The organism is Streptomyces sp. NPDC018019, assembly GCF_044327805.1.
GTDB lineage: Bacteria > Actinomycetota > Actinomycetes > Streptomycetales > Streptomycetaceae > Streptomyces.
The window spans coordinates 119,453-133,205 of the sequence record NZ_JBIRGD010000002.1; the positions used below are offsets into that span (position 1 = coordinate 119,453).

General features: G+C 71.1%; 15 protein-coding genes. 9 read left to right on the forward strand and 6 right to left on the reverse strand.

The annotated features are described in order from the left end of the window. Window positions 1–158: 158 nt before the first annotated feature. The gene (locus tag ACH4FX_RS03765) at window positions 159–950 is read right to left on the reverse strand and encodes a metal-dependent hydrolase (RefSeq protein ID WP_398474790.1); all 792 of its coding nucleotides are present in this window, start codon (window positions 948–950) and stop codon (window positions 159–161) included. A gap of 145 nt (window positions 951–1,095) precedes the next feature. On the opposite strand from ACH4FX_RS03765, the gene ACH4FX_RS03770 reads away from it, so the two are divergent. The 3 genes from ACH4FX_RS03770 to ACH4FX_RS03780 all read left to right on the forward strand — a co-directional run bounded on the left by ACH4FX_RS03770 (window position 1,096) and on the right by ACH4FX_RS03780 (window position 5,225). Further along, the gene (locus ACH4FX_RS03770) at window positions 1,096–3,609 is read left to right on the forward strand and encodes a DEAD/DEAH box helicase (RefSeq protein WP_398474792.1); all 2,514 of its coding nucleotides are present in this window, start codon (window positions 1,096–1,098) and stop codon (window positions 3,607–3,609) included. Between the two features lie 34 nt (window positions 3,610–3,643). Then, on the forward strand, window positions 3,644–4,555 hold the full coding sequence (locus ACH4FX_RS03775; protein WP_398474794.1) for an acyl-CoA thioesterase: 912 nt from the start codon (window positions 3,644–3,646) through the stop codon (window positions 4,553–4,555). A gap of 142 nt (window positions 4,556–4,697) precedes the next feature. Further along, on the forward strand, window positions 4,698–5,225 hold the full coding sequence (locus tag ACH4FX_RS03780; protein ID WP_398474796.1) for a GNAT family N-acetyltransferase: 528 nt from the start codon (window positions 4,698–4,700) through the stop codon (window positions 5,223–5,225). 108 nt (window positions 5,226–5,333) lie between these two features. Here the strand turns inward: ACH4FX_RS03780 and ACH4FX_RS03785 are convergent, their stop codons facing one another. Together ACH4FX_RS03785 and ACH4FX_RS03790 are read right to left on the reverse strand one after the other, a co-directional pair. After that, window positions 5,334–6,329: a DUF6397 family protein gene (locus tag ACH4FX_RS03785; RefSeq protein ID WP_398474798.1), complete on the reverse strand. Its 996-nt coding sequence runs from the start codon at window positions 6,327–6,329 to the stop codon at window positions 5,334–5,336. A 113-nt stretch (window positions 6,330–6,442) separates the two neighbouring features. Further along, the gene (locus ACH4FX_RS03790) at window positions 6,443–6,850 is read right to left on the reverse strand and encodes a roadblock/LC7 domain-containing protein (RefSeq protein WP_398474800.1); all 408 of its coding nucleotides are present in this window, start codon (window positions 6,848–6,850) and stop codon (window positions 6,443–6,445) included. A gap of 131 nt (window positions 6,851–6,981) precedes the next feature. On the opposite strand from ACH4FX_RS03790, the gene ACH4FX_RS03795 reads away from it, so the two are divergent. Further along, window positions 6,982–7,410 (forward strand): PPOX class F420-dependent oxidoreductase, encoded by a 429-nt coding sequence (locus ACH4FX_RS03795; protein WP_398474801.1) that lies wholly within the window; start codon window positions 6,982–6,984, stop codon window positions 7,408–7,410. Window positions 7,411–7,453: 43 nt separating this feature from the next. Here the strand turns inward: ACH4FX_RS03795 and ACH4FX_RS03800 are convergent, their stop codons facing one another. After that, window positions 7,454–8,014, reverse strand: a complete 561-nt coding sequence (locus ACH4FX_RS03800; protein WP_398475490.1) for a GTP-binding protein — start codon at window positions 8,012–8,014, stop codon at window positions 7,454–7,456. A 256-nt stretch (window positions 8,015–8,270) separates the two neighbouring features. Here ACH4FX_RS03800 and ACH4FX_RS03805 point away from each other — a divergent pair, with 256 nt between their 5' ends. Together ACH4FX_RS03805 and ACH4FX_RS03810 are read left to right on the forward strand one after the other, a co-directional pair. Beyond that, the gene (locus tag ACH4FX_RS03805; RefSeq protein ID WP_398474803.1) at window positions 8,271–8,516 is read left to right on the forward strand and encodes a hypothetical protein; all 246 of its coding nucleotides are present in this window, start codon (window positions 8,271–8,273) and stop codon (window positions 8,514–8,516) included. 137 nt (window positions 8,517–8,653) lie between these two features. Then, window positions 8,654–9,322, forward strand: a complete 669-nt coding sequence (locus ACH4FX_RS03810; protein ID WP_398474805.1) for an O-methyltransferase — start codon at window positions 8,654–8,656, stop codon at window positions 9,320–9,322. Between the two features lie 6 nt (window positions 9,323–9,328). On the opposite strand, the gene ACH4FX_RS03815 is transcribed toward ACH4FX_RS03810, so the two are convergent. Continuing rightward, a complete protein-coding gene (locus tag ACH4FX_RS03815; RefSeq protein ID WP_398474807.1) occupies window positions 9,329–10,597 on the reverse strand; it encodes a NosD domain-containing protein in 1,269 nt (422 codons plus the stop codon). Between the two features lie 88 nt (window positions 10,598–10,685). Between ACH4FX_RS03815 and ACH4FX_RS03820 the strand changes: the two genes are divergently transcribed. Continuing rightward, window positions 10,686–11,318 (forward strand): class I SAM-dependent methyltransferase, encoded by a 633-nt coding sequence (locus ACH4FX_RS03820; RefSeq protein WP_398474809.1) that lies wholly within the window; start codon window positions 10,686–10,688, stop codon window positions 11,316–11,318. A gap of 6 nt (window positions 11,319–11,324) precedes the next feature. Here ACH4FX_RS03820 and ACH4FX_RS03825 read toward each other — a convergent pair whose 3' ends face one another. Beyond that, window positions 11,325–12,200, reverse strand: a complete 876-nt coding sequence (locus tag ACH4FX_RS03825; protein ID WP_398474811.1) for an oxygenase MpaB family protein — start codon at window positions 12,198–12,200, stop codon at window positions 11,325–11,327. A gap of 174 nt (window positions 12,201–12,374) precedes the next feature. Here ACH4FX_RS03825 and ACH4FX_RS03830 point away from each other — a divergent pair, with 174 nt between their 5' ends. After that, on the forward strand, window positions 12,375–12,680 hold the full coding sequence (locus ACH4FX_RS03830; RefSeq protein WP_398475492.1) for a hypothetical protein: 306 nt from the start codon (window positions 12,375–12,377) through the stop codon (window positions 12,678–12,680). A 177-nt stretch (window positions 12,681–12,857) separates the two neighbouring features. Next, window positions 12,858–13,634, forward strand: a complete 777-nt coding sequence (locus tag ACH4FX_RS03835) for a hypothetical protein (RefSeq protein ID WP_398475494.1) — start codon at window positions 12,858–12,860, stop codon at window positions 13,632–13,634. Window positions 13,635–13,753: the final 119 nt, after the last annotated feature.

A 13,753-nucleotide genomic window follows, 5' to 3' on the forward strand; every position in this document is an offset into this window, starting at 1 on the left:
CGGGCCGACGTGCTCGGGCGCAGGGGCGATGCTGAGTGCGGGGCCGCGGTCGAGGTGGTGCGACGGGGCGGGGGCACCGTCCGTCCGTGGCCGGGGTGGCCCCGGAGCCGCGGCCCGGGCACGGGGCGGCCGCCCCGGAGCCCCACCCCCGCCGCCCGTCAGAGGTAGCCGAGGGCGCCCAGTCCGCCGATACCGCCCAGCAGCATGAATCCGGGCATCAGGATCTTGATCTCCACCCAGCTTCCGGCGCGGAAGCGCATGCCCTTCGGCGGGCCGACCGGGTACCAGCGCTTGCGGCCGATCGGGATGGGCCACAGGACCGGGCAGCCCGAGACGGTCAGGGCGTCGCCGATGTCGTGGACCAGCGCGCCCAGCACGATCGGCAGCCCCAGCCACAGGTACTCCTGGCCGGGGTCGGTGAACAGCCAGCCTGCCCCGTTGCCCGGCTGGTCCAGGACCCCGGCGAGGATCCAGGCCGTCGCGGCGCCCAGCAGCCACACCAGGACGTCGCTGGAGACCCTGGCCGCCCGCCACAGCAGGCCCTCGATGGCGAGCACCATGTGGACAAAGAGGATGCCGAGCACCGCCCAGCGCCCGCCCTGCACCGCCAGGAGTGACATGCCCCCGCCGACCAGGACCGCCCACACCCACGTATGGGTGAGGGTGCGGTGCCCGCCGGAGCGGTGCGCGTCGCCGCGCATCTTGGTGGCCTTGAAGACGGCGTGCGAGAGGGTGTCGACGATGCCGCACAGCCCTCGCGAGAGCGGACCGAAGGCCCGCGATATGGTGGCCGACTTGTGGTCCAGGTCGGGTGCCAGCGCCGCGCCGGCGCAGATCAGCGCGCCGACGACGAGCACCGGCCAGGGCATCGGATACCCCGCGGCCGCCGTCGCCGCACCCACCCCCAGCCAGGCCGCGGCCCCGGACAGCGAGTGCGCCGGTCCCATCATGGTCGTTCCCCATCCCGGATTGTCTGGACACGAAGCTCGGATCCCGGGTTCCTGACGCCGGGTCGGCGACACAGCGTAGCGTCAGATGATCTAGGTCCGACCGGCCGGTTGTCCGATCCGGACCCGGCCAAGGCAGTATGGGGGCGTGACCCTCATCGATCATCTCCCGGACAACGCCGACCCCGATGCCCTCTTCGAAGCCTTTTCGAGCTGGGCAGAACAGCAGGGCATCGCGCTCTACCCTGCTCAGGAGGAGGCGCTGATCGAGGTGGTCTCGGGGGCGAACGTCATCCTGTCCACCCCCACCGGCTCCGGGAAGAGCCTGGTCGCGGCGGGTGCGCACTTCACCGCGCTGGCCCGGGACGAGGTCACCTTCTACACCGCGCCGATCAAGGCGCTGGTCTCGGAGAAGTTCTTCGACCTGTGCAAGCTCTTCGGCACCGAGAACGTCGGCATGCTCACCGGCGACGCCTCCGTCAACGCGGACGCGCCGGTCATCTGCTGCACGGCCGAGGTGCTCGCCTCCATAGCGCTGCGCGACGGCAAGGACGCCGACATCGGCCAGGTCGTCATGGACGAGTTCCACTTCTACGCCGAGCCGGACCGCGGCTGGGCCTGGCAGATCCCGCTGCTGGAACTGCCGCAGGCACAGTTCGTGCTGATGTCGGCGACGCTCGGTGACATGTCCCGATTCGAGGAGGACCTGACCCGGCGCACCGGCCGGCCGACGGCGGTCGTACGGTCCGCGACCCGGCCCGTGCCGCTGTCGTACGAATACCGGGCGACCCCGCTGACGGAGACCCTGACCGAGCTGCTGGAGACCCGGCAGGCCCCGGTCTACATCGTGCACTTCACCCAGGCCGCGGCCGTGGAGCGGGCGCAGGCGCTGATGAGCATCAACATGTGCACCCGCGCCGAGAAGGACGAGATCGCGGCGCTCATCGGCAACTTCCGCTTCACGACCAAGTTCGGGCGCAACCTGTCCCGCTACGTCCGGCACGGCATCGGCGTCCACCACGCCGGCATGCTGCCCAAGTACCGCCGGCTCGTCGAGAAGCTCGCCCAGGCCGGTCTGCTGAAGGTCATCTGCGGTACGGACACGCTCGGCGTCGGCGTCAACGTCCCCATCCGCACCGTGCTGTTCACCGCGCTGACCAAGTACGACGGGTCGCGGGTGCGCACGCTGCGGGCGCGGGAGTTCCACCAGATCGCGGGCCGCGCGGGGCGGGCCGGGTTCGACACCGCGGGCTTCGTCGTCGCCCAGGCGCCCGAGCACGTCGTGGAGAACGAGAAGGCGCTCGCCAAGGCCGGCGACGATCCCAAGAAGCGCCGCAAGGTCGTCCGCAAGAAGGCGCCGGAGGGCTTCGTCAACTGGGGCCAGAACACCTTCGAGAAGCTGATCGCCTCCGAGCCGGAGCCGCTGACCTCCCGCTTCCGGGTCACCCACGCGATGCTGCTGTCCGTGATCGCGCGGCCCGGCAACGCCTTCGAGGCGATGCGCAAGCTGCTGGAGGACAACCACGAGCCGCGCCGCAACCAGCTGCGGCACATCCGCCGCGCCATCGCGATCTACCGGTCGCTGCTGGACGGCGGGATCGTCGAGCGCCTCGACAAGCCGGACACGGAGGGGCGGATCGTCCGCCTGACCGTCGACCTCCAGCAGGACTTCGCGCTCAACCAGCCGCTCTCCACCTTCGCGCTGGCCGCGTTCGACCTGCTCGACCCGGAGTCGCCCTCCTACGCGCTGGACATGGTCTCGGTGGTGGAGTCCACCCTCGACGACCCCCGGCAGATCCTCGCGGCCCAGCAGAACAAGGCCAAGGGCGAGGCGGTGGCCCAGATGAAGGCCGACGGCGTCGAGTACGAGGACCGCATGGAGCGCCTCATGGACGTCGAGTACCCCAAGCCGCTGGAGGAACTGCTCTCGCACGCCTACAACCTCTACCGGAAGAGCCATCCGTGGGTCGGCGACCACCCGCTGTCGCCGAAGTCGGTCATCCGCGACATGTACGAGCGCGCGATGACCTTCACCGAGTTCACCTCGTTCTACGAGCTGGCGCGCACCGAAGGCATCGTCCTGCGCTACCTGGCGAGCGCGTACAAGGCGCTGGACCACACCGTGCCGGACGACCTGAAGTCCGAGGACTTTGAGGACATCATCGCCTGGCTGGGTGAGATGGTCCGGCAGGTGGACTCCAGCCTGCTGGACGAGTGGGAGCAGCTGGCCAACCCGGAGGAGGAGACGGCCGAGGAGGCCGCCGAGCGGGCGGACCAGGTCAAGCCGGTCACCGCGAACGCGCGCGCCTTCCGGGTGCTGGTGCGCAACGCCCTGTTCCGGCGGGTGGAGCTGGCGGCGCTGGACAAGGTCGAGGAGCTCGGCGAGCTGGACGCCGAGTCGGGCTGGGACGCGGACGCCTGGGGCGAGGCGATGGACGCGTACTGGGACGAGTACGACGAACTGGGCACCGGTCCGGATGCGCGCGGCCCCAAGCTGTTGCAGATTCAGGAGGAGCCCGAGCACGGGCTGTGGCGGGTACGGCAGACGTTCGCCGACCCCCGCGGCGATCACGACTGGGGCATCTCCGCGGAGGTGGACCTGGCGGCCTCCGACGAGGAGGGGCGCGCGGTCGTGCGCGTCACCGACGTGGGGCAGCTGTGACGCTGCCGGGACACCTGACGGAGGACGTACGGTCATGACCAACCCCGCCGAGCGCCTGGTGGATCTGCTGGACCTGGAGCAGATCGAGGTGAACATCTTCCGCGGCCGCAGCCCGCGGGAAAGCCTCCAGCGCGTCTTCGGCGGGCAGGTGGCCGGACAGGCGCTGGTCGCGGCCGGGCGCACCACGGAGGGCGACCGGCCCGTCCATTCGCTGCACGCGTACTTCCTGCGCCCCGGGCGGCCCGGGGTGCCGATCGTGTACCAGGTCGAGCGGGTGCGCGACGGCCGGTCCTTCACCACCCGCCGAGTCGTCGCCGTCCAGCAGGGACGCACGATCTTCAATCTGACCGCCTCCTTCCATGCGCCCGAACCGGGCTTCGAACATCAGTTGCCGATGCGTCGCGAGGTGCCGCCCCCGGAGGAGCTGCCGACCGTCGCGGACGAGGTGCGCGAGCACCTGGGCGGGCTGCCCGAGGCGCTGGAGCGGATGGCCCGTCGGCAGCCCTTCGACATCCGCTATGTCGACCGGCTGCGCTGGACGCCGGAGGAGATCGAGGGCGCGGAGCCGCGCAGCGCGGTCTGGATGCGGGCGGTCGGGCCGCTGGGCGACGACCCGCTGATCCACACCTGTGCGCTGACCTACGCCAGCGACATGACCCTGCTGGATGCCGTCCGCATCCCGATCGAGCCGCTGTGGGGTCCGCGCGGCTTCGACATGGCCTCCCTCGACCACGCGATGTGGTTCCACCGGCCCTTCCGCGCGGACGAGTGGTTCCTCTACGACCAGGAGTCCCCGATCGCCACCGGTGGCCGGGGCCTGGCCCGCGGCCGCATCTACAACCGCGCCGGCGACCTGCTCGTATCCGTGGTCCAGGAAGGACTGCTGCGCCCCCACACCAACGCCCCCAACGTGGAGCGCCCGTACGGCGACGACTCGGGACGGTGAGCGGCCCGACGGGAGGGTGAGCGATCCGACGGAACGGTGGCACGGCCCGCCGGGCGGGGTGCGCCGCCCGCCGGGCAGACTGAACCATTGCCCCGGCCCCAGACCGAACTCCCCACGAGGCGACACACCCCACCGGCACACCATGATCGGCAAGGACTCCACGACGATGATCACCACCGAACGCCTCCGTCTGCGCCCGCTCACCGGAGCCGACACCGAATGGTGGGTGCGGCTGCACGCCGATACCGAGGTCAGCCGGTTCGTCGGCAGGTACACCCATGAACAGGCCGCGGCACGCCTGGACGACATACAGCAGCAGTGGGCCGAACGCGGCCACGGGCTGTGCGCCGTGGAACTCAGGAGCACCGGCGAGACGATCGGACGGTCCGGGCTGAACTGGTGGGAGCAGTTCGACGAGACCGAGATCGGCTGGACCTTCGCCCGCGCGCACTGGGGCCGCGGCTATGCCACGGAAGCCGCCCGCGCCGTCCTCGACTGGGGCTTCGGCACGCTGGAGCTGCGGCAGATCACGGCCATGGTCCACCCCGACAACACCGCGTCGTCCTCCGTGGCCCGGCGCCTCGGCTTCACGCCCTTGCGCGAGGACACCGTCCTCGGCCGCCCGTGCACCGTCTACGCCCTGTCCCGGGACCGCTTCTCCTCTCTGTGAGGGGGTGAGGGTGTGCAGGCCGGCGCCGGGAGGCGGGCAGCGGTGTCGCCGGTCAGACGGTCCAGTCCACCGGGTAGCCGAGCCGCTGGCCTTCCCTGTCCGCCCCCGTCAGTCGTCGCCCCCGATCCGGAAAGGTGGCGTCGAGCGGAAGGCCGGGGGTGAGGCCGACGCCGGTACGGGCGGGTGGGGTGTCACGGCAGGGGTCATGGCCGTCCGGAAGTGTTCGCTCCGTGGTCCCGGCGAGGTGTCGGGCCTCGGGGGGTGGCGCAGGCGCTCCTTGGCCGGCTGATGGCGGCGGGCCTGGTCCAGGGCGCGGGAGAGATTGACGCGGTACCAGAGCACCTCGTCGAACTCTTCCGCCGTCGTCGCCCGCTCCACCGCTTCCCGGGCCGCCGGGCCGGTGGCGGGTGGGGCGAGGGCGGGGCGCAGGCGGCGGAGCACGGAACGCTCCAGAGCGTCGTCCGCGACCGAGGCCAGTTCCTCCGGCGGCAGTACCGCCGCGATCACCGCGGCCGACTCCCAGCCGTCCGCCGCCCGGCCCATCAGCTGGGCGACCCGGCGGCTGCGCCACTTGCGGCCACGCCAGTCCTGTCCTCCGTCGAGCATGACCCGCATCACCGCGGGGACGCTGCCCCGCAGCAGCTCCGGTTCGCGCTCGGCGAAGTCCGTCAGCTCCGCCACCAGGTAGAGCCAGACCATGACGCCGTAGCGGTTCACGTAGAAGCGGACCGGGGCGAAGCAGCCCGCGCGGGCCAGCCGCAGGAACCGGCCCGCACCGATGTCCAGCAGCTCGGCGGCCTCGGCCGTGCCGACCGTCCGAAGGCGCTCACGCAGGGTGTCGGGGAAACCCTCCTCCGCGCGCAGCCGCCGGACCTCCTCCGCCGGCACCCGGCGCCGCCACCACGGTCCGGTCGGTCCGGGCCGCGCCTCGGGTCCCGGCGGAACCGTGGCGATCTCCCCCAACTGCATCGCCAGCTCGAACTCTCCGCTGCGCAGCCCTAGTTCACGGGCCGCCCGTCCTGGTGCTAGCGTCTCCCCCGCAGTCGGCGGTCCTTCCACCGTGAGCGTCGCGGACACCTGCCGCCCGTCGCACATCACCGTCATGACACACTCCCCCGTCATCGCCTGGTCGAGGAATCCGATGCGGATTCCCGTCGGATCGTTACCGACAGTGACGACGATAGCGGCGAGGTACGACACCCGGTCAACCCCCGGCTTCAGGGCTGTGGACAACCTTCCGGCCGACGGGACGCAACGCCCAGGTGTTCCCCCACACGGTTGACCAACAGCGCCATCTCGTAAGCGATTTGCCCCATATCGGCCTCGGGGCCCGCCAGTACGCACAGACAGCTGCCGGCCCCCGCCGCCGTCACGAACAGCACCCCGCCGTCGAACTCGACCATCGTCTGCCGCACCTGCCCGGCCTTGAAGTGCCGCCCCGAGCCCTTGGCGAGGCTGTGCAGTCCCGACGCGACCGCCGCCAGGTGCTCGGCGTCCTCCCGCGCCAGCCGCTCGCTCGCACTCGTCACGAGCCCGTCGTTGGACAGCACCAGGGCGTGCCGCACCTGGTCCATCCGCTCGGTCAGGTCGTCCAGCAACCAGTCGAGTCCGCTGCTCGCCGCCATCTTCGTCCTCCCCGTGTCCCCTTGGGCAACTGCCGTGCCAGCCTGTCCCACCCCTGCCGTCCCGGCAAGCGTCCCGGCCGCGCGGGCGCGTTCGCGGGGCCCGTTCGCGCCGGATGACGCAGGATGGCGGTATGGCACGCAAAATGAACAAGGACGAGTGGCGGAGTTTCCTGTCCGAGGGCACCCGCACGGGCAAGCTCTCGACCGTACGGGCCGACGGCAGCCCGCACATCGCGCCGGTGTGGTTCCTCCTGGACGGCGACGACCTGGTCTTCAACACCGGCGCGGACACGGTCAAGGGCCGCAACATCGCCCGGGACGGCCGGGTCGCGCTCTGTGTGGACGACGACCGGCCGCCGTTCGGCTTCGCGATCGTGGAGGGCCGGGCCGAGACCAGCGAGGAGCTGCCCGAGGTGCGCGCCTGGGCGACCCGCATCGCGGCCCGCTACATGGGCGAGGACCGCGCCGAGGAGTACGGGGCGCGCAACGGCGTCCCGGGCGAACTGCTGGTACGGGTCCGGATCGACAAGGTCGTCGCGGTCGCCGACCTCGCCGCCTGACACCCGGCCGCGTCGCGGCGGTGCCACCGGAAGACGGCGTTCCTCATCCCACCGAGTCCAGCAGCCGGGCGGTGTGCACCCGCCCGGCGTGCTCGACCAGCCGTATCAGCACTTCCTTGCCCGAATCGCGGTCACGCGCGTCACACAGCACCACCGGGGTGCCCCGGTCCAGATCCAGCGCTCGCGCCACCTCGCCGGCGCCGTAGGCGCGCGTCCCTGCGAAGCAGTTGACGGCCACCAGGAAGGGGATCGAGCGGTTCTCGAAATAGTCCACGGCGGGGAAGCAGTCCTCCAGCCGGCGCGTGTCCGCGAGGACGACGGCCCCCAGGGCGCCCTGCGCCAGGTCGTCCCACAGGAACCAGAAACGGTCCTGTCCCGGTGTCCCGAAGAGGTAGAGGGACAGCCCGGACCTGATGGTGATGCGGCCGAAATCCATCGCCACCGTGGTCGTGGTCTTGCGCACCACGTCCCGGGCGTCGTCCAGCGCGGCGCCCGCCTCACTGAGCAGTTCCTCCGTGCGCAGCGGCCGGATCTCGCTCACGGCACCCACCAGGGTCGTCTTGCCGACCCCGAAACCGCCCGCCACCAGGATCTTCAAGGCCATCTCGGTGTCGTCCGAGGTGTTTGCGGACCCGTCGGCAGGCGCTACAGGTACGTCGTGGGGTTCCTCGCGGGGTGCGTCACGCACGTCGAAAACCATGGCGAGGACCGTACTCCTTTCGCTACACAGCGTGGCACGGAGTTGACAAGTTCGTACGCTTCGGGAGAAAGCCCCGGCCGCTGCCCGGCCGGGCACCACCAGCGGGAAACCCGCGCCGCGGGCCGGTCGCCGCACCGGCGGGGCGCGAGAAAGAAGGCTGATGATGTCCACCCACGAGGCCACCGGTACCGGCGCGGACATCGCGGCCGTGCCCGCCGCGGGAGACAACGAGGCCGGCCCCTGGCACAACGTCTGCCGCATCTGCCATCCGCGGGAGTCGCCCGTGCGGCCGCTGGTCGCCATCTGCGGAGAGCCGCTGCTCGGCATCAGGGCCGCCCGCGACGCACCGCGGTGCGAGTTGTGCGACTACCTCACGCCGCTGCACGTACGGGGACACCGGACGTGAGGAGTCATCCGGGGACGTGAGGAGTCATCCGGCCGGACAGCGGTCCAACGTCAACTTTCCCGGCGTGAATCACCCCAACAGGCGTATCCGTCCTGCTAGCTTGATTAGCAAACCTAACTAGATAGGCGGAGGGCCGTATGTCCCAGCAACGGTGGAACACTGTCGACGCGTACTTCAACTCCCTGCTCGTCCCGGCCGACGAGGCGCTGGACGCCGCACTGCGCGACAGCGAGGCGGCCGGCCTTCCCCACATCAACGTGACCCCCACCCAGGGCAAGCTGCTCCATCTCCTCGCCCAGATACAGGGCGCCCGGCGGATCCTGGAGATCGGCACGCTCGGTGGTTACAGCACCATCTGGCTCGGCCGCGCCCTGCCCGCCGACGGCCGCCTGATCTCCCTGGAGGCCGACCCTTCGTACGCCGACATCGCCCGCGCCAATCTGGCCCGCGCCGGGCTCGCGGAGCGTACCGAGGTCCGCGTCGGCCCGGCGCTCGACAGCCTCGCCAAAATGGCCGCCGAGGACACCGAGCCGTTCGACCTGGTCTTCATCGACGCGGACAAGGCCAACAATCCGTACTACCTGGAGCGGGCCCTCGAACTGACCCGCCCCGGCAGCCTGATCGTCGGTGACAACGTCGTGCGCCATGGGGAGGTCGCCGACGCCGACAGCACGGACCCCTCGATCCGCGGCATCCGCCGCTTCCTGGAACTCATCGCCGAACATCCGAACCTGACCGCGACGGCCGTACAGACCGTGGGCGCCAAGGGCCATGACGGATTCTCCCTGGCCCGGGTGACCGGTTAGCCGGATTCACCGCAGGCTGACCCTGTTTCCGGCGGACACCTCGGCGCCGACTATGCCGGAACCGGCGTAGCGGATGTTGTTTCCCGTGGCCGTTCCGCCGGAGCAGGAGGTGAACAGGATGGCGGTGCCGTCGCCGCCCCGGCTGTATTTCACGACGTTTCCGGTGACGACGCCCTCGTGGACGTATTGCAGCGCGATGCCGTGCGAACTGGCCCAGTCGCGGATGATGTTCCCGGTCACGACGACGTTCTCCATCGGCGTGTCCGACATTCCGTAGACGCCGATGGTGGCGTAACGGGGCCCCTGTCCGGGCTGGTTCGTCAGGCCCATGTGCGTCAGGACGTTGTGGGAGACGATGATGTCCTCGGTCTGCGACCAGAACCACGACTGGTACTGCGCGGACGGATCCACCTGCACCTGGATTCCGCTGTTGCAGTCCGCCATGATGTTGTTCGCGATGACCGCGTGGCGCCAGTTCTGCGCGCGCACGGCATAGTTCTTGGCATTGGTGATCCGGTTGTTCACCACGCGGATACCGTCGTGGAAACGGCCCGGGAAGGTGGCCGTGTGCGTGCCCACCAGGGCTCCGTACCCGTCCGCCGAGCAGCCGTCCACGACGATGTTGGTGCTGTGCGTCCCGTCCGGAGCCTCCTGCACCTCTATCGCCTCGGAGAAGAACCGCGTCGGCGTGGTGGCCTTGAAGCGCCGGAAGGTGCAGTTGCGGGCCGTACCGTTGCGTACGCCGTGGAACTCGATCGCGTGCCAGTCCGGAATGTTCTCCACCACCAGGTCCTCGTAGAGGATGTTCTCGGCGGAGCAGAAGGCGAACATGTCCAGATGCAGCGGGTTATTCGCGCCGCCGTCCCACAGGCCGCCGCGGATACTGATGTTGGACGGACCGTTGTAGCCGTCGTGCGAGAAACCACCGCCCCAGAGCGTGTCGATGGTGGAGGTGTCGCTGCGGAAGACATGAGCGCCGTACGCGATCACGGTCAGGTTTCCCGAGTCCGGTACCACTGTTCCCGTGCCCGGTACCGTCGTTCCCGGACTGTGCATCCGGTAGCGGCCGGGAGGAATCACCAGCGTTCCGCCGCCGGCATTGCAGATGGTGGTGACCGCGTTCTGCAGGAGAGCCGCCGCGTCGACGAGGCCCTTGGGATCGGCACCGAAATGGTCGACGAAATTCCACTTCCCCGTGTCCGTCATGCCAGCATGATTACCCCGGGCGGCCGGGAACGTAAGACATCGAGGGGAAACGGTTGCCGCGCCGACCATCGCCGCCCCGGCACCGCCGCCCGACCGCCGCCCCGGCGCCGTCCGCGTCCCCTCCGGCCCCGTCACCAGCGGCCTCTACAGTTCCCGTATGAACGATGACACCGCCGGAGCGGCCGAGGGCGCTCATCAGGTCCATGACGTACGGGAATTCTTCGCCTCCCGCGCCCACGACTGGGACGCGCGGTTCCCCGACGACGGTCCCGCCTACCAGGCGGGCGTCGCCGCGCTGGAGCTGCGGCCGGGTGACCGGGTCCTGGACGCGGGCTGCGGCACGGGGCGGGCGCTGCCCGCCCTGCGGGCAGCCGTCGGGGCGGGCGGTACGGTGCTGGGCGCCGATCTCACGCCCGAGATGCTGGCGGCGGCCGTACGGGCCGGACGCGGGCGCCTGGCGCCCCTCCTGCTCGCGGACGTGCACCGGCTCCCGCTGCCGGACGCCGCGCTCGACGCGGTCTTCGCCGCCGGGCTGCTGTCCCACCTGGATGACGCCGGGGCGGGCCTCGCCGAACTGGCCAGAACCGTACGGCCCGGAGGCCGGCTGGCGCTGTTCCATCCCGTCGGGCGCGCCGCCCTGGCAGCGCGGAAGGGACGCCGGATCACCCCCGACGATGTACGGGCCGAGCCCCATCTGCGGCCGCTGCTGGCGCGTTCCGGGTGGCACCTGGTGCGTTACGTGGACGAGGACGCGTGCTATCTGGCGATGGCCGTGCGTCACGGCGCCTGAGTCGGCTCAGTGCGGCACGGGGCAGCCCCCGGTGGGGCGGCCCTTGGGGAAGGTGCCGAGTTCGGCGACGGTATAGCCGTTCGGGTAGCCCTTGATTTCCGGGTTCTGGCGGGCGTAGTGGGGGCGGCGGCGCGGCGGGAGCAGGCGGACGGACTTTGCGCGCAGCCGGAGCGCGCCGCGCACCGCGGCGCGGACGGCGGGCTTGGGGCGCTCGTACCGGAAGGCGTCCAGCAGGGTGTCGTCCAGCAGGGCCATGCTCGCGCCGCGGACCACCGGGGCCAGCGGGCCGTACCAGCCCGCCATCAGGCCGAGCGTCGCGTCGGAGACCCGCCGCCCGCCCTCGTCCCAGCCGAAGTGCGCGTGCTCGTAGTCGTCCAGGCAGCGCTCGAATTCCTGGTAGGTCTGCGGAATACCGGTGATGCCCATGTGGCGCCCGAGCGTGCGGTAGTAGACGGCCGCGGCGTGCTTCTCGTGCTCGCTCAGCCGCCGCCACCCGTACAGATCCAGCCAGCGTTTCGGGACCACCACGAAGGTGCAGAGCACGTACCGCATGTCGTCGTTGGTGATGTCGTAACTGCGGTGCATCTGGTTGATGCGGCGGATCGCGGTCCGGCCGTCCTCGGAGTCGAAACCGTGTTCCATCACCGTGTCCAGGAGGAGCGCGGTGTCGTCGTAGCGCTTTTGCGTACGGTCGGTCAGCTCCGCGGTCTCGGCGAGCAGCCGGCCGATGCGGGGAACGGCGTAGGTGCGGTAGAGCGCCAGCTCCAGTGCTCGGGCGACGTCCCACGGGAATTCGTACGTCGTGGTGATGCGGTGGATGCGCAGGAAGTCCCGCTCCGGGTCCAGCCGCTGAATCTCCCTGAGCCAGTCATATCGCCGCACCGGGAACCTCACCCTTTCGTCGTCGAAGTTCCCATCGTAAGGGGCCGGTGCACACTGGAACGACCGGAACGGGAACCGGGAATGGGGGACACGATGACCGGATTCTTGCGCGGGATCTCCGGATTGCTCCGCAGCCTTCAGGACTTCTTCACCCGCGCCCGCACGGCCGGGCGAATGCGGGACGAGGACCCGCCCCGGGCCCCGGGGGCGAGGGGGCGCCGGCACAACATATTCGAGGCCGCGGCGGCCCATGTGGCGGCGTGCGCCGAGGACGACGACGAACGCAGTGCCGAGACGGCGGAATGGGTCTCCCCCGAAGCGCTCGCCTTCGGCATCAACGAGCTGGCCTGCCGGGCGGTGATCGCGCTCGCGCGGGAGCGCGGCGAGTCACCGCAGGCCGTGGCCCGGCACCTGCTGAACCTGCCGGCGCCCCGAGGGCCGTCCGGTACGGCTGGTGACAACCGGCTCCCGGCCAACTAGGGTGCGCCGACGACTGATCGGAGCGATCGGGCCGGTCCGGGTCCGGCGCGGGCCGCCCCGGGGCCGGCCCCCGCGGCGCGGTACGGAGCCGGGCGGAGCGGAGCGCGTCGGATGGGGAGGCCCTGAGTGTCGACCGAGAGCGCCGGTACGTCCACGGCCGGGAGCGCCGGCGGGGCCGTGCCCGACGGCACCGCCGAGGACCAACTGCTCGTACTGACGGCGGTGCTGCTCACGCCCGCGCAGTTCCCGAGCGTGCTCGGTGACGACTATCCCGAGGTGTGCGCCGGGCTCGGCCTGGAACCGTACGCGGAGGGATACGGGCTCGTCCTCGGACAGGACGGGCAGGGCGCGCGCTGGACGGTGGTGACGGACGACGTCTCGCTCGTCGCATGCGCGGTCGCGGCCTGGGACTGCGGGATGGAATACGACCTTTCGCCGGGCGAGGACACCGTCGTGGAGGCGCTGCCCGGCTGGCCGCTCGCGCTCGCCGTCGCGGCACCGGGCGTGCCGGCGCCGCACGACCCCGAACCGGAGGACGGCGGTCCGGCCGTACTCAGGCCGCCGGACGCCACGCAGTGGGGGCCCGCGCAGCGGCGGCTCGGCGCGGACGAGATCGCGCTGAGGTGGGCGGCCTGGCGCGAGCAGGTCGAGGACGGGGTCACGTTCGTCGATCCGGGGACCCGGCCGCATGCCGGGGTGCAGCGGGCGCTGGCCGAAGCCCGCGCCTACGAGGCGAAGCCTCCGCCGCCGGGGCGGGTGCGCTCGTCCTTCGCCGCGGGCGGGGCCCGTACGCTGCGGGTGGACGGACCCGGGTGGAGCATGGTGGCCCGTACCGACGACATCGCGTTCGTCCTCCTGGACGAACAGCCGGGCGAGGTGCTGCCCGTGGGGCGCGGGCCTGAGCTGCCGGGGCTGCTCCGCTCGCTGGAGGCGCTGGCGGTCCGGCCGGCCTGAGACGGTACGGAGGAGGCGTACAGGACGGCGCGGGGACGGCACGCGGGATCGCGTGAGGACGACACTGGGATGGCGCGGCGCCGCCCCACCCGTGGACCGTTCCTTGCTCCACGGGTCCG

Excerpts from the sequence above, each read along its gene's own strand:
- ACH4FX_RS03780 (WP_398474796.1), top strand. The coding sequence starts at position 4,698 with ATGATCGGCAAGGACTCCACGACGATGATCACCACCGAACGCCTCCGT.
- ACH4FX_RS03820 (WP_398474809.1), top strand. The coding sequence starts at position 10,686 with ATGAACGATGACACCGCCGGAGCGGCCGAGGGCGCTCATCAGGTCCAT.
- ACH4FX_RS03815 (WP_398474807.1), bottom strand. The coding sequence starts at position 10,597 with ATGGTCGGCGCGGCAACCGTTTCCCCTCGATGTCTTACGTTCCCGGCC.
- ACH4FX_RS03810 (WP_398474805.1), top strand. The coding sequence starts at position 8,654 with ATGTCCCAGCAACGGTGGAACACTGTCGACGCGTACTTCAACTCCCTG.
- ACH4FX_RS03785 (WP_398474798.1), bottom strand. The coding sequence starts at position 6,329 with ATGACGGTGATGTGCGACGGGCGGCAGGTGTCCGCGACGCTCACGGTG.
- ACH4FX_RS03805 (WP_398474803.1), top strand. The coding sequence starts at position 8,271 with ATGATGTCCACCCACGAGGCCACCGGTACCGGCGCGGACATCGCGGCC.
- ACH4FX_RS03790 (WP_398474800.1), bottom strand. The coding sequence starts at position 6,850 with ATGGCGGCGAGCAGCGGACTCGACTGGTTGCTGGACGACCTGACCGAG.
- ACH4FX_RS03800 (WP_398475490.1), bottom strand. The coding sequence starts at position 8,014 with ATGGCCTTGAAGATCCTGGTGGCGGGCGGTTTCGGGGTCGGCAAGACG.
- ACH4FX_RS03795 (WP_398474801.1), top strand. The coding sequence starts at position 6,982 with ATGGCACGCAAAATGAACAAGGACGAGTGGCGGAGTTTCCTGTCCGAG.
- ACH4FX_RS03775 (WP_398474794.1), top strand. The coding sequence starts at position 3,644 with ATGACCAACCCCGCCGAGCGCCTGGTGGATCTGCTGGACCTGGAGCAG.
- ACH4FX_RS03830 (WP_398475492.1), top strand. The coding sequence starts at position 12,375 with ATGCGGGACGAGGACCCGCCCCGGGCCCCGGGGGCGAGGGGGCGCCGG.
- ACH4FX_RS03765 (WP_398474790.1), bottom strand. The coding sequence starts at position 950 with ATGATGGGACCGGCGCACTCGCTGTCCGGGGCCGCGGCCTGGCTGGGG.